A 23,608-nucleotide genomic window follows, 5' to 3' on the forward strand; every position below is an offset into this window, starting at 1 on the left:
ATCGCCCGCCGGGCCCGCGCGGCGGAAGAATCAGCCGCGCCGCGAACCGAAGGTTTCCTCGTGGGCGAACCGACCGACGATACAAAGTGGGCCCAACCTCAGCCCACGCCGCACGACGATCGGAGATCCCGTGTCGACCACGGAAAACGCCATCGCCTCCGCCGAGGCGCACAGCGCGCACAACTACCACCCGCTGCCCGTCGTCGTCGCCACGGCGGACGGGGCCTGGATGACCGATGTCGAGGGCCGGCGCTACCTCGACATGCTCGCCGGGTACTCGGCGCTCAATTTCGGCCACGGCAACCGCCGGCTGCTCGACGCGGCGCGGGCGCAGCTGGAGCGGGTCACGCTCACCTCCCGCGCCTTCCACCACGACCGGTTCGCCGAGTTCTGTACGCGCCTGGCGGAGCTGTGCGGCATGGAGATGGTGCTGCCGATGAACACCGGGGCGGAGGCCGTCGAGACCGCGGTGAAGACCGCCCGCAAGTGGGGCTACCGGGTGAAGGGCGTCCCGGACGGCATGGCGAAGATCATCGTGGCCGCCGACAACTTCCACGGCCGGACGACGACGGTCATCAGCTTCTCCACGGACCCGGAGGCCCGCGCCGACTTCGGCCCGTACACCCCCGGCTTCGAGATCGTGCCGTACGGGGACCTCACCGCGATGCGCGAGGCCATGACGGAGAACACCGTGGCGGTGCTCCTCGAACCGATCCAGGGCGAGGCGGGCGTGCTGGTGCCGCCGCAGGGCTATCTCGCCGGGGTCCGTGAGCTGACCCGCGAGCGGGACGTGCTGTTCATCGCCGACGAGATCCAGTCCGGGCTCGGCCGGACCGGGAAGACCTTCGCATGCGAGCACGAGGGCGTGGTGCCCGACATGTACCTCCTGGGCAAGGCGCTCGGCGGCGGGGTGGTGCCGGTGTCGGCCGTGGTGTCGTCGGCGGCGGTGCTCGGGGTGTACCGGCCCGGGGAGCACGGCTCGACGTTCGGCGGCAACCCGCTGGCCTGCGCGGTGGCGCTGGAGGTCATCGCGATGCTGGACACCGGCGAGTACCAGCAGCGCGCCGTCGAGCTGGGTGACCACCTGCACCGGGAGCTGGGTCTGCTGGTGGGCGGGGGCGCGGTGCGTGCCGTACGGGGACGCGGGCTGTGGGCGGGCGTGGACATCGAACCGGCCCTGGGCACGGGCCGGGAGATCTCCGAGCGGCTGATGGAGCGCCGGGTCCTGGTGAAGGACACCCACGGCTCCACGATCCGGATCGCCCCGCCGCTGGTGATCGGCAAGGAGGACCTGGACTGGGGTCTTGAGCAGCTGCGCGAGGTCCTGCGGGGCTGAGGGCCGCTTCACGGCCTGTCCGATGATTCCCGTCGTCGCACGGAGGGCGGCCGGGCGGCGTGCGCGCATGGCGTCGAGCGGCTGACGGGACTCTACGGACACGCCCTAGGTGAGCACCCGGAGCAGCGCCTCCAGCGCGCCCGTCCAGGCGCTGTCCGTCGGGGTGCCGTAGCCGATGACCAGCGCCTCGCGCTCCGGGTCGGCGTCCGGGTGGCGGTACCAGGCCAGGCCCTCGACCGCGAGGCCCTGCCAGGCCGCCGCCCGGATCACCTCTGCCTCGCCGCCTTCCGGCAGTTCGAGGACGGCGTGCAGCCCCGCGGCGATCCCGCTGACCCGGATGTGCGGGGCGCGCTCGGCCAGGGCCGCGACGAGCTGGTCGCGTCGGTTGCGGTAGCGCAGCCGCATGGACCGCACATGCCGGTCGTACGCGCCCGAGGCCATGAACTCCGCGAGCGTCAGCTGGTCCAGCGCGCCCGGCGCCCAGTCGCTCGCCCCCTTCGCCTCGGCGATCTCGGCGGCCAGGGCGCGCGGCACCACCATCCAGCCGAGCCGCAGCCCCGGTGCCAGGGACTTGCTGGCGGTGCCCAGGTAGACGACGCGCTCCGGGTCCAGGCCCTGGAGGGCGCCGACCGGCTGGCGGTCGTAGCGGAACTCGCCGTCGTAGTCGTCCTCCAGGATCAGCCCGCCGGTGGACCTCGCCCAGTCGACGGCCGCCGCCCGCCGGTCCGGGTGGAGCGGGACGCCCGTGGGGAACTGGTGGGCCGGGGTCAGCAGGACCGCGCCCGCGTGGCGCAGGGTGTGCAGCTCGCCGGTCAGGGTGCCGTGCTCGTCGAGCGGCAGGCAGGGGATGCGCAGCCCGGCCTCGGTGAGCAGGCGGGTGTGGATGCCGAGACAGTACGACTCGACGGCCACCTCCCGGACCCGGCGCCGACGGAGCACCTTGCCGAGCAGCATCAGGCCGTGCACGAATCCGGAGCAGACGATGATCCGGTCCGGGTCGGCGTACACCCCGCGTGCCCGGGCCAGGTACTCGGCGAGGACGGTGCGCAGCTCGATCCGGCCGCGCGGATCGCCGTAGCCGAAGGCGTCGTTGGGCGCGGCGGACAGGGCGCGCCGGGCGGCCTTCATCCACTCGGCGCGCGGGAAGGTGGCCAGGTCCGGTGTGCCCGGCTTCAGGCTGTACGCCGGTGTGCTTCGCGGCGGCCGGGTGCGGGGCGCGGCGGCCGCCGGGGGCCGGGGCTCGGCGCGCCGGGCGACCCGGGTGCCGGAGCCCTGCCGGGCGGTGAGCCAGCCCTCGGCGACCAGTTCCGCGTAGGCGTCGGCGACGGTGTTCCGGGCGATGCCGAGGTCGGCGGCGAGGGTGCGGGAGGACGGCAGGCGGGTGCCGGGGGTCAGCCGGCCGGTGCGGACGGCCTCGCGCAGGGCGTCCATCAGGCCGGCCCGCAGCCCGGTCGAGCCGGTCGGGTCGATGTGGAGGTCGGCGCCGAAAGTGGCCCAGGTATCCGTCATGGGAATGGACCATAGCGCTGCGCCACTCCCCCCGTAGCGTGAGGGGCATGACGACGAACGAGAACAGCGGCAACACCTCCGAGCACTGCCCCGAGCACACCCAGCGGCTGGCCTGGTCGCAGCACGCCCCGGACGTCTACAAGGCGATGGCCCGTCTGGACGCCGCCTCCCGGAAGGGCATCGACCCGGTGATCGGCGAGCTGGTGAAGATCCGCGCCTCGCAGATCAACCACTGCGCGTTCTGCCTGGACATGCACACCAAGGACGCACTCGCGGCCGGCGAGTCGCTGGAGCGGATCATCCAGCTCAGCGCGTGGGAGGAGTCGCAGCACTTCTACACCCCGAAGGAGATCGCCGCGATCGAGCTGACCGAGGCGGTGACCGTGCTGACCGACGGCTTCGTCCCGGACGAGGTGTACGCGCGGGCCGCGAAGCACTTCGGCGAGGAGGAGCTGGCCCACCTCATCGGCGCGATCATCACGATCAACGCCTGGAACCGGTTCGCCGTGTCCACCCGCATGGTGCCTGGTCACTACACGCCCGGCGACCACGGCTGAGCGGCCCGGTGACCGCGTCCGGCCTGCGGGCCCTGCATCACGGCCGCGCCCCCGGCGACCCGCTGGTCCTCCCCGGCCCGTGGGACGCCGCGAGCGCCCGGGTCCTCGCCGAGGCCGGTTTCCGCGCGCTCGCCGTCCCGAGCGCGGGGGTCGCCGCGTCACTGGGGTACGAGGACGGCGCGACGCCCGCCGACGAGATGTTCGCGGCGGTGGCACGGATCACCCGGGCCGTGTCCGTACCGGTGTCGGCGGACATCGAGGCCGGATACGGGCTGGCGGCCGGTGAGCTGGTGGAGCGGGTGCTCGCCGCGGGGGCCGTCGGCTGCAATCTGGAGGACACCGTGGACGGGGTGCTGGTGGACGCCGGGCGGCAGGCGGACCGGCTGGCGGCGGTGCGGGCGGCGGCCGGGGACGCGTTGTTCGTCAACGCCCGGATCGACACGTACGTGACGGGCGTGCCGGACTCCGTGGACCCGGTGGCGGAGACCCTGCGCCGGGCCCGGCTGTACGTGGCGGCGGGCGCGGACTGCCTCTACCCGATCGCCGCGCCCGTCGAGGTGTTCGGCCCGCTGGCCGGTGCCCTGCCGGGGCTGCCGCTGAACGCGCTGGCCGTCCCGGACGGACCGGGGCCGGGGCGCCTGGGCGAGCTGGGGGCCACCCGGATCACCTTCGGACCGGGGCTCCAGCGGCGGGCCATGGCGGCCCTGCGCGGGATCGCGGACGGTCTGCGCTGACATAGGAAACACCACGCCCCCGGCAGCGCTGCGGCTGCCGGGGGCGTGTGCGTACCCAGGGGGTGTCTCAGATGAGGCCGAGCTCGCGGACCGCGTCGCGCTCCTCGGTGAGCTCCTTCACCGAGGCGTCGATGCGCGCACGGGAGAACTCGTTGATGTCCAGGCCCTGGACGATCTCGTACTTGCCGTCCTTCGTGGTGACCGGGAAGGACGAGATGATGCCCTCGGGCACGCCGTAGGAGCCGTCCGACGGGATACCCATGGAGGTCCAGTCGCCCTCGGCGGTGCCGTTGACCCAGGTGTACACGTGGTCGATGGCGGCGTTGGCGGCGGAGGCGGCGGAGGACGCGCCACGGGCCTCGATGATCGCGGCGCCGCGCTTGGCGACGGTCGGGATGAAGGTGTCCGCGAGCCAGGCCTCGTCGTTGACCAGCTCGGCGGCGTTCTTGCCGGCGACCTCGGCGTGGAAGATGTCCGGGTACTGGGTGGCCGAGTGGTTGCCCCAGATCGTCAGCTTCTTGATGTCGGAGACGGCGGCACCGGTCTTGGCGGCCAGCTGCGAGATCGCGCGGTTGTGGTCCAGGCGGGTCATCGCGGTGAAGCGCTCGGCCGGGACGTCCGGGGCGGCGGCCTGCGCGATGAGCGCGTTGGTGTTCGCCGGGTTGCCGACGACGAGGACCTTGATGTCGTCCGCGGCGTTGTCGTTGATCGCCTTGCCCTGCGGCTTGAAGATGCCGCCGTTGGCGGAGAGCAGGTCGCCGCGCTCCATGCCCTTGGTGCGGGGGCGGGCGCCGACGAGGAGGGCGACGTTCGCACCGTCGAAGCCGACGTTGGCGTCGTCGGTGATCTCGATGCCGCGCAGCAGCGGGAAGGCGCAGTCGTCGAGCTCCATCGCGGTGCCCTCGGCGGCCTTCAGCCCCTGGGGGATCTCCAGGAGGCGCAGGTTGACCGGCACGTCCGGGCCGAGCAGGTGGCCGGAGGCGATGCGGAAGAGCAGCGCGTAGCCGATCTGGCCGGCTGCGCCGGTCACGGTGACATTCACGGGAGTGCGGGTCATGGCGATCTCCGTTAGACAGCTGGCGGTCCGGGCTCCTGGCCCCTGGTGCGGGACATCCCTGAATCTTGATGTGAAGAGATATCCGCCCGCCAGGCTATCCGACCCGGAACCCCACGGCCGCCCGGCCCCCGTTGCCCGACGATCACACAGTGGCGGAATGGTCACTTCCGTGCCACAGGCGACAGCCATCCCTTGAACGGGTGAGGCCCGTCAACAAGGCTGGACGCAGGCCGGGGCAAGGCCGCTCACGTCGCCGAGTTCGGAGCTTTCCGCTCCGGGTTGCCCCCGCCCCCGGTGTCCGTCCCTTCTCGGGGGAGGGGACGGGCACCGGTTCTTTTGCCGCAGGTCAGCGGACCGTGAAGTGGACCGCGTCCTCCAGGAACGGGATGTCCAGCCACGGCTTCGGCTGCGCGACCAGCGCCAGCAGCACGATGAGGGTCCCGAGCAGCCCGTACGTCACCAGGTCGGTGAACCGGGACCGCACGGCGAGCATGCCCACCGAACGGACGGCGATGCGCAGCACCGCGCCCGTGACGAGGGCCAGGCCGATCAGTATCGTGCCGACGCGGAATGCCTCGTCGAAGGAGTCGGCCGCCACGATCAGCAGCCCGGCGCCGGCCGTGCAGAGCACGGCGAGCAGCGGCCACTGGCGCGCGGGCGCCGGGGCGTCGCTGCCGGCCGCCCGTCCGCCGCCCTCGGGCCGCGCGGTGTCCCGCGTCAACGAGAACCGCCGCGACCGCCGCGTCTCAGCGGTGGCGCCGGTGTCGGGGGTGGCGGGGGTGGCGCCGGTGCCGGGGCCGGCGCCGGTGTCGGGGCCGGCGGTGGCCCCGTCCGGGGCGGCCGCCGGCTCGCCCGCCTCGGCCGCACCGGACGCGGCTTCCGGCTCCGCCGGGGCGTCGGCCGCTTCGCCGTCCCCGGCGGCGACCGTCGCATCCGACGCGCTCCGGGCGGGCGCGGGCCCATCGCCCTCGGCAACGCCGGACGCCGCATCGCGCTCCGCCGGGGCGTCGGCCTCGGCCGCGCCGTCAGCCGGACTCGTACCCATGGGGTTCCTCCCGGACCTGATCAGCCGGCGGAGACGGCAGACGCGTCGCGCTCGGCGGCCTCGACCACGTTGACGAGCAGCTGGGCACGGGTCATCGGGCCGACACCGCCCGGGTTCGGCGAGATCCAGGCGGCGACCTCGGCCACGCCCGGGTGGACGTCGCCGACGATCTTGCCGTTCTCGTCGCGGCTGACGCCGACGTCCAGGACGGCCGCGCCCGGCTTCACGTGCTCCGGCTCGATGATGTGCGGCACACCCGCGGCGGCGACGATGATGTCGGCCTGCTTCAGGTGGGAGGCCAGGTCACGCGTACCGGTGTGGCACTGCGTCACCGTGGCGTTCTCCGACTTGCGGGTGAGCAGCAGCGGGATGGACCTCCCGATGGTGACGCCGCGTCCGACGACCACCACGTGCGCGCCGTTGATCTCGACGCCGTGGTGGCGCAGCAGCTCGACGACGCCCTGCGGGGTGCACGGCAGTGGGCCCGTCTCGTTGAGCACGAGCCGGCCGAGGCTCATCGGGTGGAGGCCGTCGGCGTCCTTGGCCGGGTCCATCAGTTCCAGGACGCGGTTGGTGTCGATTCCCTTGGGCAGGGGCAGCTGCACGATGTAACCCGTGCAGGCGGGGTCGGCGTTGAGCTCGCGGACGACCTCCTCGATCTCCTCCTGCGTGGCGGTGTCGGGGAGTTCGCGCTGGATGGAGCCGATGCCGACCTGCGCGCAGTCGCGGTGCTTGCCGTTCACGTACCACCTGCTGCCCGGGTCGTCCCCGACCAGCAGGGTTCCCAGGCCGGGCGTGACGCCCCGGGCCTTGAGGGCCGCCACGCGGGCGGTCAGATCGGACTTGATCGCGGCTGCGGTGGCCTTGCCATCGAGAATCTGGGCAGTCATGGTCCCCATACTCGCGGATGACCCCGCCCTCGGACCAATCCCGCCCACGGTCCGAGCAGGCCAGGTTGCACTTGCACAACTTCTTCGGGCGTGACTGGACAAACTTACTTTCCACTTATAACGATGAAGGCCGCAGTGCCGCAGAAGTACCCGGGGGGCGGACCACTGACGTTTTCTCTCCTCCGTTCCGTGCGGCCTCACCCGTCCCCGTACGTCCGTTGGAGGAACGCCCACATGAGCTTCGGCGACCCGAACCCGAACAACCCCTACGGGCAGCAGCCCGGCCAGCCGCCGCAGGGCCAGCCCGGATACGGCTACCCCCAGGCTCCCCAGGGCGTCCCGCCGCAGGGCCAGCCGGGCTACGGCTACCCGCAGGGCGGCGTCCCGCCGCAGGGGCAGCCCGGTTACGGCTACCCGCAGCAGCCGGGCGGCCCCGGCGGTCAGGCCCCCGAGGGCTACGCGAACGTGCCCGGGCTCGGCGTCGTGGAGGTCGGCACGTACGGTGCGCGCTTCGGCGCCCGACTGCTCGACATGATCTTCGCCTACATCGTGGTGATCGTGCTCAACATGATCATCTTCGGTGCGGCCTTCGCCGGTTCCAAGGCGAGCGACGGCGATTCCGCCGGACTCGCCCTGGGCTCCCTCTTCGGCGCCCTGCTCGTCACGGCACTGACGTTCATCTTCTACGACGTCATCTTCGTCAGCACCATGGGCACCACGCCCGGCAAGATGATCCTCGGCATGCGGATCGTCAACTCCCGCACCGGCCAGAAGCCGAGCTTCGGCCCGGCGCTCGTCCGCTGGGGCTTCCCCATCGGCCTCGGCTACATCACGTGCGGTCTGGGCTACGTCCTGATCGTCATCTCGCCGTTCTTCGACAACACGGGCCAGCTGCGCGGCTGGCACGACAAGGCCGCGAACACCCTGGTCATCAAGAAGTAACGCACCGGCGGCACACGAAGGGCCGGTCCCCCCGAGCGAGTTCGGGGGGACCGGCCCTTCGTCGTACGGATCAGGCGTACCGGTCAGTGGAAGAAGTGCCGCGTACCCGTGAAGTACATCGTCACGCCCGCCTTCTTCGCGGCCTCGACCACCAGCTCATCGCGGACCGAACCGCCCGGCTGGGCCACGGCCTTGACGCCGGCGGCGGTCAGGATCTCCAGCCCGTCCGGGAAGGGGAAGAAAGCGTCGGACGCCGCGTACGAACCGGCCGCCCGCTCCGCGCCCGCGCGTTCGACGGCCAGCTTCGCGGAGTCGACCCGGTTGACCTGGCCCATGCCGACGCCGACCGAGGCGCCGTCCTTGGCGAGCAGGATCGCGTTGGACTTGACCGCGCGGCACGCCTTCCAGGCGAAGGCCAGCTCGCGCAGCTCCCCGGCGGAGAGCGCCTCGCCCGTGGCGAGCGTCCAGTTGGCCGGGTCGTCGCCCTCGGCCTGGAGGCGGTCGGTGACCTGGAGCAGCGCGCCGCCGTCGATGGGCTTGACCTCGACCTCGGCGGACGGGGCCTCGGGGGCGCGCAGCACGCGGATGTTCTTCTTGCGGGACAGGACCTCGACCGCGCCGTCCTCGTACGCGGGGGCGACGATGACCTCGGTGAAGATCTCCGCGACCTGCTCGGCCATCTCGACGGTCACCGGACGGTTGACGGCGATGACACCGCCGAACGCGGAGAGCGGGTCGCAGGCGTGCGCGTTGCGGTGCGCCGTGGCGACGTCGTCGGCGATGGCGATGCCGCACGGGTTGGCGTGCTTGATGATCGCGACGCACGGCTCGTCGTGGTCGTACGCGGCCCGGCGCGCGGCGTCGGTGTCCGTGTAGTTGTTGTAGGACATCTCCTTGCCGTGCAGCTGCTCCGCCTCGGCGAGACCGCCGGTGCCGGAGGTGTAGAGCGCGGCGGGCTGGTGCGGGTTCTCGCCGTAACGCAGGACGTTCTCGCGGGCGTACGTCGCACCGAGGAAGTCCGGGAAGCCGGAGTCGTCGGCGGCGGCGTACTCGTCGGCGAACCAGCCGGCGACGGCCACGTCGTACGCGGCGGTGTGCTGGAACGCCTCGGCGGCGAGCCGCTTGCGGGCGGTCAGGTCGAAGCCGCCCGCCTCGACCGCGGCGAGCACGTCGGCGTAACGCTCCGGGCTGGTGACGACGGCCACGGACGGGTGGTTCTTGGCGGCGGCGCGGACCATCGAGGGGCCGCCGATGTCGATCTGCTCGACGCACTCGTCGTCGGACGCGCCGGAGGCGACGGTCTCCTTGAACGGGTAGAGGTTCACGACCACCAGGTCGAACGGCTCCACGCCCAGCTCGGCGAGCTGCTCGCGGTGCGCGTCGAGGCGCAGGTCGGCGAGGATGCCGGCGTGGACGCGGGGGTGCAGCGTCTTGACGCGGCCGTCGAGGCACTCGGGGAAGCCGGTCAGCTCCTCGACCTTGGTGACCGGGACACCGGCGGCGGCGATCTTTCCGGCGGTGGAGCCGGTGGAGACCAGCTCGACACCCGCCTCGTGCAGACCGCGGGCGAGGTCTTCGAGCCCCGTCTTGTCGTAGACGCTGACCAGGGCGCGGCGGATGGGCTTATTCACCGACATGACCGAGATGAACCTTTCGTCCCTCAATGCGATAGCCGTCACGGGCGAGCCGCCCCACGGCCTCGACGAGCAGCTTGCGCTCGACTTCCTTGATGCGTTCGTGGAGGGCCGCTTCGCCCTCCGGGGTGTCCTCTTCGGTCACCTCGACCACGCCCTGCGCGATGATCGGACCGGTGTCGACACCGTCGTCGACGAAGTGGACGGTGCACCCGGTGACCTTCACGCCGTACGCGAGCGCGTCGCGCACGCCGTGGGCACCGGGAAAGCTGGGGAGCAGGGCGGGGTGCGTGTTGACGAACCGGCCGCCGAACCGGGCCAGGAACTCCTTGCCCACGATCTTCATGAACCCGGCGGACACCACGAGGTCCGGCCGGTGCGCCTCGGTGGCCCCGGCGAGCGCGGCGTCCCACTCCTCGCGCGAGGCGTGGTCCTTGACGCGGCACACGAAGGTGGGGAGCCCGGCGCGCTCGGCCCGTTCCAGGCCGGCGATGCCGTCGCGGTCGGCGCCGACCGCGACGATCCGGGCACCGAAGCCCTCGGGGTCGTCGCCGATCGCGTCGAGCAGGGCCTGCAGATTCGTACCGGAACCGGAGACCAGGACGACCACACGGGCCGGGGCGGCGGAGGGAAGCGGGGAGGCCACGGCTGGGCCCTTTCTCGCGTGCGAGCGGTTCGAAGCGGCCGGCCCGCCGCCACGGCACCGGGGCGGCATGCGATTTGTACGGTCGTACGAAAGAAGCGCGCTCCCCGATACGGGGAACTCTACGAACGGGCCGACCGTCAGCAACGATACCGGCACCTCGCCCAACCCCTGCCTGACGGGGTGAGGCAGCCCCGGCCGGGCCGTCCGCGCGCACGGGCCCGCGACGCCCGCGCTCCCCGCTTTCGGCGTCTCCTCGCCGGAAGGTAGCGTCAGGGGCAGCGAACCGTCCGCCGGGCGGAAACGACGAGATGGGGAAGACGTTCACCACATGCCGGACCGACGCCGCACCGCCTTCCGCCAGCCGCTGCCCGAGCGGGCCACCCTGCTGATGCGCGAGCGCTCCTCCTCGTCTTCCTCTTCCTCGTCCGCCGGCTCCTCCGACGCGTCCGGAGGCCGTCGGGACGACGACAACCCGTTCGCGCCGCCGCCGGAGGGCCGCCCCGACCAGCCCTGGCAGCCGCGCCACCCGTCCGGCGGGGGCAACGGCGACGGAGGCAACGGCGAGGACGCGCCCGAGGGGCAGCCGTCGGACGACCGGCCCGTGTGGGGCAGCCAGTGGAGCAGTCAGCAGCCGGGCCGCCAGAACGGCCCGTTCGGGGGCCGGCCCGCAGGACCGGGCGGACCGAACGGCAAGGACGGCCCCGACGGCGCCCCCGCCGGCCCGCGCTGGGACCCGACCGACCCGATCCAGCGGCGCGCGCGCTACGCGCTGCTCACCGGCATGTGGGCCTTCTTCTTCGCGATCTTCGACTTCTCGGAGATCGCCCTGCTGCTCGGCGCGCTCGCCACGTACTGGGCGATCAGCGCCCTGCGGGCCAAGCCGAAGCCGCCGGTGGCGGGGGCCCCCGACCCGGCCACCGCGGCAGCACCGGCGCCGGGCGCCGGGAGCACCACGCCCCCGCCGAACGTCCAGGCCGCCCAGCGCGGGAACCGGCAGCAGACCACCGCCGCGGTGAGCGGTCTGGTGACGGGCGTGGTCGCGCTGGCGATCGTGGCGACGACGTTCACCGTGCAGATGGTCTACCGCGACTACTACACCTGCGTGAACGACGCCCTCACCAAGTCGGGCCAGCTGACCTGCAACGAACTGCTCCCGAAGCCGCTGGAGCCGTTCTTCGGGGTGAAGCGGTAGCGCTGCGCTAGGCGTCGGCGGCGGGCGGGCCCGTCTCGGAGGACGCGTCGGCGTCGGCGACAGGCAGGTCCGGCTCGGAGGACGCGTTGGCGTCGACGGCAGGCAGGTCCGTCTCGCAGGACGCGTCGGCGTCGTCGGCAGGCAGGTCCGTCTCGCAGGACGCGTCGGCGTCGGGCTCGGGACGCGGGGGCGTCGGCTCCTGGCCCGGGCGCTCGGGCTCCGGGAGCGGAGTCGCGGGCTCCTGACGCGTGTGCCAGGGGTCCGTCGGCAGGAAGTCGTACGAGTCGAGGTCCGCCTCCGGGCCGCCGGACGGCGGTACGGGGACGGTGGCGGCCGCCCCCTCGGCCTGCGGCTCGTCGGCGGTGCGGGCGGGCCGGGACCACCACCTGTGGCGGGGACCGGCCGGTTCGGGGACGGCGGCGGGGGCCTTGCTGTCCTCCTTGCGGTCCGCCTTGGTCTCCTTGGTCTCCTCCTCGCCCTCCTCCTTCGTACGTCTGCGCAGCCGCCAGGCCCGCAGCAGCAGGGCCGCCGGGACACCGATGACCGTCGACCAGGCCAGGGCCGCCGCCCCGGTGAGCCACCAGAGCGGGCCGAAGTCCGCCAGGGCGTGCGTGCCGAGCGGGCCCCCGGACGCCGCCGCCAGCAGCGCGGCGCCGATGCCGCAACCGACCGCTCCCAGCGCGGTGGTGAGCGCGGTATCCCCCAGGCCCCACGCCTCCTCCCGGTCGCCCTCGGCGGGCACCGCCCTGCGTACGGTGAACCAGGCGACGGTCAGCGCCGCCGCCACCGGGACCGCACCGGCCGCCCAGTTCAGGGGCGTGCCCGCGCCGTGGGCCGGCATCGCGGCGAGCAGCGGGAAGTCGGGGAGGGCCGGGCGCCCGGTGAAGGCGAGCGGGGTCACCGTCGACGCCGTACCGAGGACGAATCCCGGTCCGAGCCCGTACGCCGCGCCCCACACTGCCGCGTTCGGCACCAGTCCGAGCGCCAGCAGGAGGAGGGCGACGCGGCCGCCCCAGTCACCGGCGAGCCGCAGGAAGGAGTCCTGCACCGGAGCGCCGTGCCAGACCAGGGCCGACGCGACGACCAGGGCGCCGCCGCCCAGCAGGACCGCGGTCCCGGCCAGCGCCGCCCGGCCCACCGCGTCGGCCCGCCGCAGGAACCGGGTGCGCGCCATCGCCTCGTGCAGCCGCACCGGCGCCCAGGACGGCGGCGGGCCGAGCGGGTACCCGCAGGCCGTCCAGACCCCGGCCGCGGCGGCGGCCGCCACGACGAGGGCGGCGGGAAGGAGCAGCGAGAGCGGGCGGGCGGACAGCGTGGCATCTCGCGCGTAGAGGGCGACCGCCCCGCCGACCAGCAGGTATCCGCCCGTCACCGAGGCGAACGCGGCCCCGGGCGACGGGGCGCCACGCCCCTCGTCGGGCTCCAGGACGTCCCGGGCCGCGCGGTGCACGAGCCACACCGGCAGCGCGGCGAGCAGCAGCGGGACGACCCCCATGGGTGCGGGGACGCCGGTCAGCGTCTCGGTTCTGATCAGCTCGGCGCCGTGCGCGAGCAGCCACATCGCGGCCGCCGCGTGGAACGCCTCGCCGGGCCCGCTGTCGGGGGCCGGCGAGCTGATCCAGAGCGCGGCGACGAGGACGGAGACGGAGCCCAGGCCGAGCCCGGCCGCGAGCGCTCCGCGCAGTACGGCCGCGACCAGCACGGCGGGCCGTCCCTGATCGGCCGACAACGACGGGCTGCGTTCGGTCACTTGGGTCACGCGGTCATGCTGCCAACGACACGCGCTTATTCCGTGTAACGGGCGAACAGCCGGGGTGTCGATCAATATACGTTTATGTACTTTATGACCCGGTGCAGGTCCTGTGGGTGGGCGTCATGACGCAGAGCACGTCCGACGCCACCGCCGCCTCCCCGCTCCCCTCGCCGAAGGAGCGGCGCAGGCTGCGGGAGGCGAAGTCGCTGACGGAGGAGCAGGTGGCGGCGGCCGTGGGCGTGACCCGGGCAACGGTACGGGCCTGGGAAACCGGCCGTACCAGCCCGCGCGGCCGCAAGCGCGAGGCGTACGCCCGCCTGCTCACCGATACGGGTGCGGTGTCCGGCACCGCTCCCGCCGAGCCGTCGGCGCCCCCTCCACCCGCCCCCGTCGAGCCCAGCGGGAGCGATGCCATGGCCGCCATGGAGCCCGGCGAGGCGGTGGAGCCCGGCGGAGCGGTTGAGCCCGGCGAGGCGGTTGAGCCCGGCGACGCCGGTGAACCGGAGGCGGGCGCCGAGGCCGTCGCGCCGCTTGCGCCGGTAGGGCCGGGGGCCGGCGTGCCCGCCGTGGCGGTGGCGGTGGCGGTGGCGGACGGGGCCAGTGCGCCGCAGGCCGTCGCGCCGGTTGCGCCGACTGCGCCGGAGGCCGGCGTGCCCGAGGCCCCACCGGCCGCACCGGACGACGCGGCCGACACCGCCGACACCGCTGACACCGCCGAAGGCGGCCTCTCGCCGGCGCAGGCGTTCGACGCGCTGTACCAGCACGCCGCCTCCGCCCTCTTCCGGCAGACCTACCTGCTCACCGGGCGGCACACCCTCTCCCGCACGGCCGTGGCCAAGGCGTTCGAGCTGGCCTGGGAGCGGTGGCCGGAGGTGGCGGTGGACCGGGACCCGGTGGGGTGGGTGCGGGCCGCCGCGTACGAGTACGCGATGTCCCCGTGGCGCCGGCTGAACCGGGAGCACCGCCGCCCCGACCCGCCGCCCGAGGCCCCCGACTCGCGTGCGCTGCTCGACGCGCTGCTCGCCCTGCCCCCCTCGTACCGCCGCACACTGGTGCTGCACGACGGTGTCGGGCTCGGGCTGCCGGACACCGCGGCGGAGACCGAGGCGAGCACGCGCGCCGCGGCCGGGCGGCTGGTGACCGCGCGGGCGGCCGTCGCCGAGCGGCTGCCCGAGGTCGCCGGAACCACGTCCCCGGACGCGCAGTCCGCACTGATCCACGAGCACCTGGGCACGCTCGCCCGCAGCAGGCCCGCCGCCTCGCTCCCCGTACCGGAGCTGATCCGGACCGGCAGCGAACGCAAGGCGCAGCTCTGGGCCAGGACGGCCATCGCGTTCACCGTGCTGATCGTCGGGCTGACGCTGATCACCCTGGCGACGGCCCCGCGGAAGTACGAGACGCCCCCGTCGCCCGCCCAGAAGGTCGGCGGGGTGCCACCGGTCGGCGGTCCGCAGAAGCTGACGCCGCAGGACGTGAAGCTCCGCAAGCAGCTGGGCGACGAGCTGTTCAACGGCCCCGCCCGGCTGGTCCCCGAGACCGGCTGAACCGGCCCGGCACACAACGACGCGGGCCCGCCCCCGGTGAGGGGACGGGCCCGCGTCGTGCGTACGGTGACACCCTGCCGGGCGAGCGCGGCGGCGGTGTCAGGCGCCGAGGATCTCGCGCGCCAGCTTGGCGGTCTCGGTCGGCGTCTTGCCGACCTTCACGCCGGCGGCCTCAAGGGCCTCCTTCTTGGCGGCGGCCGTACCGGAGGAGCCGGAGACGATGGCGCCCGCGTGGCCCATGGTCTTGCCCTCGGGGGCGGTGAAGCCCGCGACGTAACCGACGACCGGCTTGGTGACGTTCTTCGCGATGAAGTCCGCCGCACGCTCCTCGGCGTCGCCGCCGATCTCGCCGATCATGACGATCAGGTCGGTCTCGGGGTCCGCCTCGAACGCCGCGAGGGCGTCGATGTGCGTCGTACCGATGACCGGGTCGCCACCGATGCCGACGGCGGACGAGAAGCCGATGTCACGGAGCTCGTACATCATCTGGTAGGTCAGCGTGCCGGACTTGGACACGAGACCGATGCGGCCGGGCTTGGTGATGTCGCCCGGGATGATGCCGGCGTTGGACTGGCCGGGGGTGATCAGGCCGGGGCAGTTCGGACCGATGATCCGGGTCTTGTTGCCCTTCGAGCCGGCGTACGCCCAGAAGGCGGCCGAGTCGTGGACGGCGATGCCCTCGGTGATCACGACGGCGAGCGGGATCTCGGCGTCGATCGCCTCGACGACGGCGGCCTTCGCGAAGGCCGGCGGCACGAAGAGGACGGACACGTCGGCGCCGGTCTTCTCCATCGCCTCGGCGACGGAGCCGAACACGGGCACCTCGGTGCCGTCGAAGTCGACGGTCGTGCCGGCCTTGCGCGGGTTCACGCCGCCGACGATGTTGGTGCCGTCGCCGAGCATGAGCTTGGTGTGCTTCATGCCCGTGGCGCCGGTCATCCCCTGGACGATGACCTTGCTGTCCTTGGTGAGGAAGATAGCCATGGTGGTCTGAGTCCCTCTTCCTTACTTCGCAGCCGCGGCGAGCTCGGCGGCCTTGTCGGCCGCGCCGTCCATGGTGTCCACGCGCTGGACCAGCGGGTGGTTGGCGTCGGAGAGGATCTTGCGACCCAGCTCCGCGTTGTTGCCGTCGAGACGCACGACGAGCGGCTTGGTGACGTCCTCGCCCTTCGTCTTGAGCAGCTCCAGGGCCTGGACGATGCCGTTGGCGACCTCGTCGCAGGCGGTGATGCCGCCGAAGACGTTGACGAACACGGACTTGACGTCCGGGTCGCCGAGGATGATCTCCAGGCCGTTCGCCATGACCTCGGCGGAGGCGCCGCCACCGATGTCGAGGAAGTTGGCGGGCTTCACGTTGCCGTGCTTCTCACCGGCGTACGCGACGACGTCCAGGGTCGACATGACCAGACCGGCGCCGTTGCCGATGATGCCGACCTCGCCGTCCAGCTTGACGTAGTTGAGGTTCTTGGCCTTGGCGGCGGCCTCGAGCGGGTTGGCCGCGGCCTTGTCCTCGAGGGCCTCGTGCTCCGGCTGGCGGAAGTCGGCGTTCTCGTCGAGCGAGACCTTGCCGTCCAGGGCCAGGATGCGGCCGTCCTTGGTCTTCACCAGCGGGTTGACCTCGACGAGGAGCGCGTCCTCGGCGACGAAGGTCTCCCACAGGGTGACCAGAGCCTCGGCGACACCCTCGGCCACGTCGGCCGGGAACTTCGCCTGGGCCACGATCTCGCGGGCCTTGGCGATGTCGACACCGTCGACGGCGTTGACCGGGACCTTGGCGAGGGCCTCGGGGGTCTTCTCCGCGACCTCCTCGATGTCCATGCCACCCTGCACCGAGGCCATCGCCAGGAAGGTGCGGTTGGTGCGGTCCAGGAGGTACGAGACGTAGTACTCGGCCTCGATCTCCGGCGACAGCTCGGCGATCATCACCTTGTGGACCGTGTGGCCCTTGATGTCCATGCCGAGGATGTCGGTCGCGCGGGCGACCGCCTCGTCGGCGTTCGCCGCCAGCTTCACGCCGCCGGCCTTGCCGCGGCCGCCGACCTTCACCTGCGCCTTGACGACCGACTTGCCGCCCAGCCGCTCGGTCGCCTCGCGGGCTGCCTCAGGCGTGTCGATGACTTCACCGGCCAGCACCGGTACACCGTGCTTGGCGAAGAGGTCCCTCGCCTGGTACTCGAACAGGTCCACGCGCGTCCGTCCCTTATCAATGGTCTCGCGGTTGGTTTTCTGCGTGGGCGTGCCGCGAGGGGCAACGTGACTGCGGTGTCACTAGGAAGGCGCACACGGTGACCGAATACGCGGCATGTCCATCTCGCAGGTTATCCCCGAGGCCGGTGTGACCCTAAATCGCAGATCACACCTGGGCGGTGATTACGGTCACAGAATCGCCGGTGGTGGGGCCGTGGGCGCCGGTCAGGAGGGCTCCTTGTCGGGTATCGGCAGGGGCCGCTTCTCGATCGCGGCGGCCATCACGTCGGGGAAGAGGTCCGGCGTGCAGGCGAAGGCCGGAGCGCCCAGGGCGGACAGGGCGGCCGCGTGGTCGCGGTCGTAGGCGGGGGCGCCCTCGTCGGAGAGGGCGAGCAGCGTCACGAACTGCACGCCCGACGCCTTCATGGCCGCGACCCGCTTCAGCATCTCGTTGCGGATGCCGCCCTCGTACAGGTCGCTGATGAGCACGACGACGGTGTCGGCCGGCCGGGTGATCCGGGACTGGCAGTAGGCGAGGGCGCGGTTGATGTCGGTGCCGCCGCCGAGCTGGGTGCCGAACAGGACGTCGACCGGGTCGTCGAGCTGGTCGGTGAGGTCGACGACGGCCGTGTCGAAGACGACGAGCCGGGTGTTCAGGGCGCGCATCGAGGCGAGCACGGCGCCGAAGACGGACGCGTAGACCACGGACGCGGCCATCGAGCCGGACTGGTCGATGCAGAGGATGACCTCCTTCTTCACTGACTGCGCGGCCCGCCCGTAGCCGATGAGCCGTTCGGGGACGACCGTGCCGGCGCCGTCCTGGCCGGGCAGCTCCAGGTAGTTCTTGAGGTTGGCCCGGATGGTGCGGTCCCAGTCGATGTCGTGGTGGCGGGGACGGGTGACCTTCGCGGACCGGTCGAGCGCGCCGGTGAGCGTGGCCCGGGTGCGGGTGGTGAGCCGCTTCTCCAGCTGCTCGACGACCTTGCGGACGACGGCCCGGGCGGTCTCCTTCGTCGTCTCGGGCATGGCCTTGTTGAGGGAGAGCAGCGTGCCGACAAGGTGTACGTCCGCCTCGACGGCCTCCAGCATCTCCGGTTCGAGCAGGAGCGCGGAGAGACCGAGGCGGTCGATGGCGTCTCGCTGCATGACCTGGACGACGGAGCTGGGGAAGTACGTCCGGATGTCACCGAGCCAGCGCGCCACGGAGGGCGCGGAGGCGCCGAGCCCGGCGGAGCGCCCGCCGCCGCTCCGGCCGCCCGGGCGGCCGCCGTTCTCGTAGAGGGCGGTGAGCGCCTGGTCCATCGCGGCGTCGCGGCCGGTGAGCTTCCGGCCGGTGCTCGCCTCGCTGTCGGCGCCCAGCACCATGCGCCAGCGGCGCAGCCGCTCGTCCTGGGCGGCGTCGGTGCGGCCCGGGCCGGCGGCGCGGGAGGCCGTGGTGTCCGTGGTCGTCATCATGCCGTTTCCCCCAGTGGCGTGTCGTCGTGGTGGGCGGGGGCCGTGGCCGGGGGCCGTCCGCCGTGGGCGCCGGGCGCCGTGGTCGCGGGGTGCGCGGGCGTGCCCGGGACGGTCGTCGCGGGGCGCTCGTCCAGGCCGAGGACGAGGCGGAGGACCGGGAGGACCGCGTCGGCGCGGGCCGTGTCCAGGACCGGTCCGAAGCCCGGGGCCGTCGCGCCCGCGCCCGCCGGGGTGCCGGCCCCCGGGGCCCCGGCGGGGACCGGGCCGCGCCGGACGAGGTCGCCCAGGGTGCGCCGGACGCCCGCTTCGTACGCGGAGAATGTGCGCCGCAGCAGGGGCAGCACGTCGGTGAACGTGTCGGTGGGGACGCCGGTGAGCCAGGCGTCGACCAGGGCGAGCAGCCGTTCGTCGTGGACGAGGAGCATGCCGCCGCCCGCCGCCCCGCCGACGAAGCCCTCGATCCAGGCGGCGGCGTCGGCGGGCGGGGTGCCCGGGGAGAGGGCGAGGCCCATCAGCCGGGCGGCGGCGTCCTGGTCGAGGTGGCCGTCGTCCAGGAGCAGCCGGGCGGCCCGGCCCCGGATGACTCCGGCGACCGTGTCCCGGACGGTGAGCTTGTGCAGCACCGCGCGCCACCGCTCGCGCAGCCCGTCCGCGCTCGAAGGGACGGCTCCGGCGAGCAGCCCGATGGCGGTGTGGACGCCGTCCACCTGGCGGCGAAGCGCCTCGGCCCCTTCGGCGTCGAGGCCGGTGCAGGCCGGCGGCAGGCCGACGCAGATGCGTTCCGCGAGGCCGGCGGCGACCTCGCCGAGCGCGGTGGTGTCCGTGGCGCGGACGTCCCCGTAGCGCAGGGTGCGGGCGAGGGCGGGCAGGGCGTCGGCGAGGTGGCCGACGTCGGAGTCGAGCGCGGCGCGGTCGGCGAGGGCCCGCATCACGACCGGCAGGGCGTCGGGCAGATCGGCGAGCAGGCAACGCTCGGCCAGCGCGGTCACCTCGGCGAGCGCGGTCGCGGCCACGGCGTCCGACTCGGCGCGGGCGGTGGCGGCGGCGAGCACGGTGGTCCCCCAGACGCCCGCTTCCGCGACGCGCACGTACAGCTCGGGCTCCCAGCGCAGCCGCCAGCTCTCCCGGAACGTGCCGGTGCTCCCCCGGCCCGCGGCCGGTTCGCCCCAGCCGATTCCGAGGACGCGCAGCCGATGCAGCAGGCGACTGCGGGAGGCGTCGGTGTCCTTGCGCAGGTCGAGCTCGATCTCCCGCTCGTCGGCCTCCGGCTTGAGCCGCAGGGTGCGCTGCTGCCGGGTGAGGTCGCGCTGGAGCGGGACGGCGGGCGCGGTGTCGGGGACCTCGCCCAGCGTGGTGCCGACGACGAGGCGGTCGTGGACGAGGGCGAGCGGCACGTCGGAGCCGTCGCACATGACGGCCCGGATCGCGTCGGTCGTCTCGCTCAGCCCGGCGAGCGGCCGGCCGCGCATCGCGGCGAGCGTCGCGGCGAGCCGGACGGCCTCTATGACGTGGGCGGACGACACGAACCGGTCCTCGTCGCGCAGGAGTCCGGCGACCTTCGTCATCCAGCGTTCGACCGGGCGGTCCGGGGCGGCGAAGAGGTGTTCGTACCAGCCGGGCGACTCGATGCCGGCCCCGTATCCGCTGTGCCGGGCGAGCCGTCGGTGGGTCCAGGGCACCCAGGTCAGTTCGGCCTTGACCTTGGGCAGGCCCTTGAGCAGGGCCCGGTCTGCCGTGAGCGTCGTACGCGTACGCAGGGCGGGGACGTGCCAGGCGCCGCAGACCACGGCGAACTCGTCCCCGAACTCCTTCGCCGCCGTACGGAGTTGGATGCGCATGTACGCCTCGCGCACCGCGTCCCGGGGGTGGCCGCCGTCCCCGTACGCCTCGCGCAGGGCGGCCATCGCCTCGCCGAGGGCGGCGAAGGCGGTGAGCGGTCCGGCCGCCTCTCCGCTGCCGGGCACGCGGTGTTCGACGACGTCCTCCCACCAGCGCTCGGGGTCGTCGTAGCCCGCGGTCTCCGCGAGCACCCGGATCGGGTCGACGGGGACGAGCCGCTCCTCTGCGGTGTCGTCCGGGTCCGCCTCCGCGTCGGCCTCCATCGCCAGCGAGTGCGCGGCGGGCAGGTCGATGAAGCGGACGGGCACGTCGCGGGCCAGGGCCCAGCGGATCGCGACCCACTCGGGGGAGAACTCGGCGAACGGCCAGAACGCCGCACGCCCTGGGTCGTCCACCGCGTGGGCGAGAAGGGCGACCGGGGGCCGCATCTCCTCGTCGGCCGCGAGCGGCAGGAGCGCGTCGCCCTCGGGCGGGCCCTCGATGAGGACCGCCCGGGGGTTCGCCGCGTCGAGTGCGGCGCGCACGGCGCGGGCCGAGCCGGGGCCGTGGTGCCGCACCCCCAGCAGCAGCGGCCCCGAAGCGGGGGTGCCGCTCATGCGGACGCCTCCCGGCAGGCGCGGTAGAAGTCCTTCCAGCCGTCGCGCTCGCGCACCACGGTCTCCAGGTACTCCTGCCAGATCACCCGGTCCGCCGCCGGGTCACGGACGACCGCGCCGAGGATGCCGGCCGCGACGTCCCCGGGACGCAGCACGCCGTCCCCGAAGTGGGCGGCGAGCGCCAGGCCGTTGGTGACGACGGAGATGGCCTCGGCGGTGGAGAGCGTCCCCGAGGGGGACTTGAGCTTGGTGCGGCCGTCGGTGGTGACGCCGTCGCGCAGTTCGCGGAAGACCGTGACGACACGGCGGATCTCGGCGAGGCCGTCGGGCGCGGGTGGCAGGTCCAGCGAGCGGCCCACCTGGTCGACGCGGCGGGAGACGATGTCGACCTCGGCCTCCGGTGTCGCGGGCAGCGGCAGGACGACGGTGTTGAACCGGCGGCGCAGCGCGCTCGACAGCTCGTTGACGCCCCGGTCCCGGTCGTTGGCGGTGGCGATGACGTTGAACCCGCGCACCGCCTGGACCTCCTGGCCCAGCTCGGGCAGCGGGAGGGTCTTCTCCGACAGGATCGTGATCAGCGAGTCCTGCACGTCGGCGGGGATGCGGGTCAGTTCCTCGATGCGGGCGGTCATGCCCTGGGACATGGCGCGCATCAGCGGGCTGGGCACCAGCGCGTCGCGGCTGGGCCCGTGGGCGAGCAGCTGCGCGTAGTTCCACCCGTAGCGGACGGCTTCCTCCGGAGTGCCCGCCGTGCCCTGGACGAGCAGCGTCGAGTCACCGCTGACGGCGGCCGCCAGATGCTCGGAGACCCATGTCTTGGCGGTGCCGGGGACGCCGAGAAGCAGCAGGGCCCGGTCGGTGGCGAGCGTGGTGACGGCCACCTCGACGAGGCGGCGCGGGCCCACGTACTTGGGCGTGATGACGGTCCCGTCGGGCAGGGTGCCGCCGAGGAGGTACAGGGCGACGGCCCAGGGCGACAGGCGCCAGCGCTCGGGCCTGGGGCGGTCGTCGGCCGCCGCGAGCGCCTTCAGCTCCTCGGCGAAGGCGTCCTCGGCATGCGGGCGCAGGGCCTCGCCGGTGCTTGCTTCGGTGGTTTCGGACACGGTCATGGATCCCCCTCCGGATCGGTCGCCAGGTCGGTCGGCCGGATGTGGTTCCACCGTGCACCATGGCACTGACAATCGGTCTTTGCACAGGTCAGGGCGATTGTCAGTGGGGCCACCTAACGTCGTTGGCATGCTGCTGACTGACGGGGGAGAACCCTTGGGCGCCGCTGCCTCGGCCGCGCGCTGGACGGTGGAGCAGGTACTGGCCCTGGCTCCTGACGACGCCTCACGCAAGGCGGGGAACAAGCTCGGTGCGGCCGGCTCCTGGTCGGACACCGGGTGGGACGTGACGGGTGCGGTCTGGGGGCTGTGCAAGGGGAGCGGAAGCAAGCCGTACCGGACGGTGGTGGACACCACCGGTCCCGCGTACAAGTGCAGTTGCCCCAGCCGGAAGTTTCCGTGCAAGCACGCGCTGGGCCTGTTGCTGCTCCGCGCCGCGGACGACGCGGCGGTGCCCGCCGGGTCGCCGCCGGACTGGGCCGAGGAGTGGCTGACCGGCCGCCGGGCCCGCGCGGAGGCGAAGGCGCGGCCCGCCGGAAGTGACGGTGCGGCGGGGCCCGCCGATCCGGAGGCGGCCCGCAAGCGGGCGGAGAAGCGCGCCGAGCGGATCGGCGGCGGGGCGAGGGAGTTGGAGCAGCGTCTGACGGACCTGCTGCGCGGCGGTCTCGCCTCGGCCGAGCAGGCCGGGTACGGGCTGTGGGAGGAGACGGCCGCGCGCATGGTCGACGCGCAGGCGCCCGGACTCGCGGGCCGCGTGAGGGAGTTGGGTGCCGTCCCGGCGTCGGGCCCCGGCTGGCCGATGCGGCTCCTGGAGGAGTGTGCGCTGTTGCATCTGCTGGACTCGGCGTGGCTGGGCCGCGACCGGCTGCCGCCCGCGCTGGCGGCCACGGTCCGCACCCGGGTGGGCCTGCCGGCCTCCCCGGAGGGACCGCCGGTCCGCGACCGCTGGCTGGTCCTCGCCCAGTACGACACCCCCGAGGGCAAGATCGTCACCCGCCGCATCTGGCTGTACGGCGAGGAGTCGGGCCGCACGGCCCTGCTGCTCTCCTTCGGCGCGGCCGGCCGCTCCCCCGCCCAGGCGCTGCCCGTGGGCGTCACCATCGACGCCGCGCTGACGCCCCACCCGGGGTCCGGGCAGCTGCGGGCCGAGCTGGGCGAACGGTTCGGGGTGCCGGTGCCCGCCGTCACGCCCCCGCCGGGGGTCACGGCCGCCGAGGCGATCGGCTCCTACGGGCGGGCGCTGGGCGACGATCCCTGGCTGGAGTCCTGGCCGGTGACGCTGCGCGACGTCATACCCGTGCCGTCCCCGGACGGCTGGCAACTGATCGACGCGGAGGCCGGGGAGGCCCTGCCGGTGACCCCTGCCGCGCTGAACCGGCCGGCGCTCTGGAAGCTCGTCGCCGTCTCGGGCGGCGAGCCGGTCACCGTCTTCGGCGAGTGCGGGCACCGGGGGTTCGACCCCTTGGCGGCGTGGCCGTCGGCGGCGGTCGCGGCCCACGCGGGCACGTCCGCGTCCGCCGTCTCCGCCGCGTCCGCCGGCATCGAGACCGTCGCGCTCATCTGACTCCGTAGTCCGGCTCCGAAGG

General features: G+C 73.5%; 19 protein-coding genes. 7 read left to right on the top strand and 12 right to left on the bottom strand.

Annotated features, from left to right (window positions below; translation table 11 throughout):
- Nucleotides 1–130: 130 nt before the first annotated feature.
- Complete coding sequence (gene rocD / locus BLW14_RS11865) at nt 131–1,336, top strand: ornithine--oxo-acid transaminase (protein ID WP_093706973.1); 1,206 nt, start codon at nt 131–133, stop codon at nt 1,334–1,336.
- A gap of 105 nt (nt 1,337–1,441) precedes the next feature.
- On the opposite strand, the gene BLW14_RS11870 is transcribed toward rocD, so the two are convergent.
- Entirely contained in the window at nt 1,442–2,845 is a 1,404-nt protein-coding gene (locus tag BLW14_RS11870; RefSeq protein ID WP_093706975.1) for a MocR-like pyridoxine biosynthesis transcription factor PdxR, read from the bottom strand.
- 47 nt (nt 2,846–2,892) lie between these two features.
- On the opposite strand from BLW14_RS11870, the gene BLW14_RS11875 reads away from it, so the two are divergent.
- A complete protein-coding gene (locus BLW14_RS11875) occupies nt 2,893–3,402 on the top strand; it encodes a carboxymuconolactone decarboxylase family protein (RefSeq protein ID WP_093706977.1) in 510 nt (169 codons plus the stop codon).
- A gap of 8 nt (nt 3,403–3,410) precedes the next feature.
- The gene (locus BLW14_RS11880) at nt 3,411–4,136 is read left to right on the top strand and encodes an isocitrate lyase/PEP mutase family protein (protein ID WP_093706978.1); all 726 of its coding nucleotides are present in this window, start codon (nt 3,411–3,413) and stop codon (nt 4,134–4,136) included.
- Between the two features lie 67 nt (nt 4,137–4,203).
- Here the strand turns inward: BLW14_RS11880 and BLW14_RS11885 are convergent, their stop codons facing one another.
- From BLW14_RS11885 to BLW14_RS11895, 3 genes are all read right to left on the bottom strand, one after another.
- The gene (locus BLW14_RS11885; RefSeq protein WP_093706980.1) at nt 4,204–5,193 is read right to left on the bottom strand and encodes a malate dehydrogenase; all 990 of its coding nucleotides are present in this window, start codon (nt 5,191–5,193) and stop codon (nt 4,204–4,206) included.
- A gap of 346 nt (nt 5,194–5,539) precedes the next feature.
- Nucleotides 5,540–6,238, bottom strand: a complete 699-nt coding sequence (locus BLW14_RS11890) for a DUF3017 domain-containing protein (protein ID WP_093706982.1) — start codon at nt 6,236–6,238, stop codon at nt 5,540–5,542.
- Nucleotides 6,239–6,258: 20 nt separating this feature from the next.
- Nucleotides 6,259–7,128 (bottom strand): bifunctional methylenetetrahydrofolate dehydrogenase/methenyltetrahydrofolate cyclohydrolase, encoded by an 870-nt coding sequence (locus tag BLW14_RS11895; RefSeq protein ID WP_093710702.1) that lies wholly within the window; start codon nt 7,126–7,128, stop codon nt 6,259–6,261.
- A 234-nt stretch (nt 7,129–7,362) separates the two neighbouring features.
- Between BLW14_RS11895 and BLW14_RS11900 the strand changes: the two genes are divergently transcribed.
- Entirely contained in the window at nt 7,363–8,070 is a 708-nt protein-coding gene (locus BLW14_RS11900) for an RDD family protein (RefSeq protein WP_093706984.1), read from the top strand.
- Between the two features lie 83 nt (nt 8,071–8,153).
- On the opposite strand, the gene purH is transcribed toward BLW14_RS11900, so the two are convergent.
- Both purH and purN read right to left on the bottom strand, forming a co-directional pair.
- Nucleotides 8,154–9,707: a bifunctional phosphoribosylaminoimidazolecarboxamide formyltransferase/IMP cyclohydrolase gene (purH, locus tag BLW14_RS11905; RefSeq protein ID WP_093706986.1), complete on the bottom strand. Its 1,554-nt coding sequence runs from the start codon at nt 9,705–9,707 to the stop codon at nt 8,154–8,156.
- Nucleotides 9,694–10,350, bottom strand: a complete 657-nt coding sequence (gene purN, locus BLW14_RS11910; protein WP_093706988.1) for a phosphoribosylglycinamide formyltransferase — start codon at nt 10,348–10,350, stop codon at nt 9,694–9,696. The genes purH and purN overlap by 14 nt, the downstream gene beginning before the upstream one ends.
- A 328-nt stretch (nt 10,351–10,678) precedes the next feature.
- On the opposite strand from purN, the gene BLW14_RS11915 reads away from it, so the two are divergent.
- Entirely contained in the window at nt 10,679–11,542 is an 864-nt protein-coding gene (locus BLW14_RS11915; RefSeq protein WP_093706989.1) for a hypothetical protein, read from the top strand.
- A 7-nt stretch (nt 11,543–11,549) separates the two neighbouring features.
- Here BLW14_RS11915 and BLW14_RS11920 read toward each other — a convergent pair whose 3' ends face one another.
- Complete coding sequence (locus BLW14_RS11920; protein ID WP_093706991.1) at nt 11,550–13,292, bottom strand: cell division protein PerM; 1,743 nt, start codon at nt 13,290–13,292, stop codon at nt 11,550–11,552.
- Nucleotides 13,293–13,417: 125 nt separating this feature from the next.
- Between BLW14_RS11920 and BLW14_RS11925 the strand changes: the two genes are divergently transcribed.
- Entirely contained in the window at nt 13,418–14,839 is a 1,422-nt protein-coding gene (locus BLW14_RS11925) for a helix-turn-helix domain-containing protein (protein WP_177153955.1), read from the top strand.
- 99 nt (nt 14,840–14,938) lie between these two features.
- Here BLW14_RS11925 and sucD read toward each other — a convergent pair whose 3' ends face one another.
- The 5 genes from sucD to BLW14_RS11950 form a co-directional block, all read right to left on the bottom strand.
- The gene (sucD, locus tag BLW14_RS11930; RefSeq protein ID WP_018519209.1) at nt 14,939–15,823 is read right to left on the bottom strand and encodes a succinate--CoA ligase subunit alpha; all 885 of its coding nucleotides are present in this window, start codon (nt 15,821–15,823) and stop codon (nt 14,939–14,941) included.
- 21 nt (nt 15,824–15,844) lie between these two features.
- Nucleotides 15,845–17,026 (bottom strand): ADP-forming succinate--CoA ligase subunit beta, encoded by a 1,182-nt coding sequence (gene sucC / locus BLW14_RS11935; protein ID WP_018519210.1) that lies wholly within the window; start codon nt 17,024–17,026, stop codon nt 15,845–15,847.
- Between the two features lie 225 nt (nt 17,027–17,251).
- Nucleotides 17,252–18,478 carry a VWA domain-containing protein gene (locus tag BLW14_RS11940; RefSeq protein WP_093706992.1) on the bottom strand — a complete coding sequence of 409 codons (1,227 nt, stop codon included), beginning with the start codon at nt 18,476–18,478 and terminating at the stop codon, nt 17,252–17,254.
- A complete protein-coding gene (locus BLW14_RS11945) occupies nt 18,478–20,916 on the bottom strand; it encodes a DUF5682 family protein (protein ID WP_093706994.1) in 2,439 nt (812 codons plus the stop codon). The genes BLW14_RS11940 and BLW14_RS11945 overlap by 1 nt, the downstream gene beginning before the upstream one ends.
- A complete protein-coding gene (locus tag BLW14_RS11950) occupies nt 20,913–22,025 on the bottom strand; it encodes an ATP-binding protein (protein WP_093706996.1) in 1,113 nt (370 codons plus the stop codon). The genes BLW14_RS11945 and BLW14_RS11950 overlap by 4 nt, the downstream gene beginning before the upstream one ends.
- Before the next feature lie 127 nt (nt 22,026–22,152).
- On the opposite strand from BLW14_RS11950, the gene BLW14_RS11955 reads away from it, so the two are divergent.
- The gene (locus BLW14_RS11955) at nt 22,153–23,586 is read left to right on the top strand and encodes an SWIM zinc finger family protein (protein ID WP_256332748.1); all 1,434 of its coding nucleotides are present in this window, start codon (nt 22,153–22,155) and stop codon (nt 23,584–23,586) included.
- Nucleotides 23,587–23,608 lie beyond the last annotated feature (22 nt).

The sequence above is a fragment of the Streptomyces sp. 2131.1 genome (genome assembly GCF_900105515.1).
GTDB lineage: Bacteria > Actinomycetota > Actinomycetes > Streptomycetales > Streptomycetaceae > Streptomyces > Streptomyces drozdowiczii.